The organism is Streptomyces sp. NPDC055140, from assembly GCF_053607285.1.
The window spans coordinates 1-1,608 of the sequence record NZ_JBSGTG010000185.1 but is presented as its reverse complement, the minus strand read 5'-3'; the positions used below and the strand labels follow the sequence as shown (position 1 = coordinate 1,608).

Here is a 1,608-nt window from a genome sequence, read left to right as displayed (position 1 = left end):
GATCAGACATCCGATGCGGTTAAGGAGTCAAGCGGCGGTTGCGAGGACGGTCTGGGGTTGGGTGGGAAAGGCGATGGTCTCGTCGTAGGGGATGCGGTTGTTGAGGCAGTGGTGGAGGCATCCGATCATGCGGTTGAAAAGATTGCGCAGGGCGGAAATGTGGCGGTCGCCGCGGGTGCGTCTGCGGTCGTAGTGGGCTCTGGCCCCGGGTGAGGCAGTGAGGGAGGCGAAGGCCCAGATGTAGCCGGCTGCGGCGAGACGCTGGTTCTTGATGCGGCGAGCCTTGACGGACATGCTCTTGCCGGACGCCCGGGTTACCGGTGCTGCTCCGGCATAGGACTTGATAGCCCGGGCGTCGGCGAAACGGGCGGGGTCGTCGCCGATCTCGGCAAGTATCCGGGCGCCGGTGAGTGAACCGATTCCGGGAAAGCTGGTGATGATCTCGGAATCCGGGTGCTTTTCGAACGCCTCCGCTGCAGCTTCGGCAAGTTCGTCGGCGCTGGTGCAGGCGGCGTCGAGCTGGCGCAGCAAGGACATGGACTGACGGCCCATCGCGTCCTCGACCAGCGGAAGTTGGCGCATCTGCGGGTTGCGCAGGGCCGTGTGAAGGCGTGTTGCCTCAGCTTCGACGCCGCGCTGTCGCCCGGCCCGCTTCAGCACAGTTCGCAGCTGGGTCCTGGTCAGCCGGGCCGCTTGGGCCGGAGTGGGCGCGGCGGCGAGAAGCACGCGGGCGACGGACGAGCACAGTCCACCGAGGATCGGTTGGACGGCGGCCAGGTAGCTGGGGAAGTACTCACGCAGGTGGGAGCGGAGTTTGTTGCCGGCCTGCGTGCGGTCCCAGACCGCGTCCTGCTGTGCACGGGCTAAAACCGCGACCACCTGAGCAAGTTCGCTGTCCGCGGGTATCGTCCGGTGAGCTGCGGCATCGGTGCGCAGAATGTTAGCGAGGACCATGGCATCGAAATGGTCGGACTTCTTGCGCGCGACGGTGTGGCGTTCGCGGTATCGGGACGCCGCCAGCGGGTTGATTGCATAGATGGGTCGGCCGGTGGCTCGCAGGCAGGCAACCAGCAGCCCCCGAGAGGTCTCGATGGCCACCGGTATGGGGGTTTCGCCGGTGTCGCCATGTTCGGCCAGTAGCCCGAGGAGTTGTTCGAGGCCGGCGATGTCGTCGCTGATCCTGGCCCGAGCGGCCAGAGCGCCGTCGGCGTCGACGAGGGCGATGTCGTGGTGGTCGCTGGCCCAGTCGATTCCACAGAAGATCATCATGGGCTTGGTTCACGTCCTTCCATCTGGACTTCGGTTGCCTGTGGTCACAGCCGTGGAGGCACGCGACTCCCTAATGGAAGGGCTCTGATGGCCCATCATCCGATCAGCCGTTCGTGACCCCAACTGCCCGCGGGTTCCTCGGTCTTCGCAAGGGGCTCGGAAGCTCCCGGTGAGCTGAGAGGTGTTTCCCGCGAGGGGCTCGGACCACGAACATCATCGACTGAATCACTGATCAATAGCGTCACACCACCACAATGACGGGGCCGGTGAACCCGTCTGATCACAGGGTTCCAGACCCGGTGGTGCTTCAGGTTTCACCGGCCCCGTGAGTCACCATTA

General features: G+C 65.0%; 1 protein-coding gene. It reads right to left on the bottom strand.

The window, feature by feature from the left end:
* Positions 1-27: 27 nt before the first annotated feature.
* Complete coding sequence (locus ACWFR4_RS48845; RefSeq protein WP_376536212.1) at positions 28-1,269, bottom strand: IS110 family RNA-guided transposase; 1,242 nt, start codon at positions 1,267-1,269, stop codon at positions 28-30.
* Positions 1,270-1,608: the final 339 nt, after the last annotated feature.

Coding starts and splice junctions, on each gene's coding strand:
- ACWFR4_RS48845 (WP_376536212.1), bottom strand. CDS start 1,269: ATGATGATCTTCTGTGGAATCGACTGGGCCAGCGACCACCACGACATC.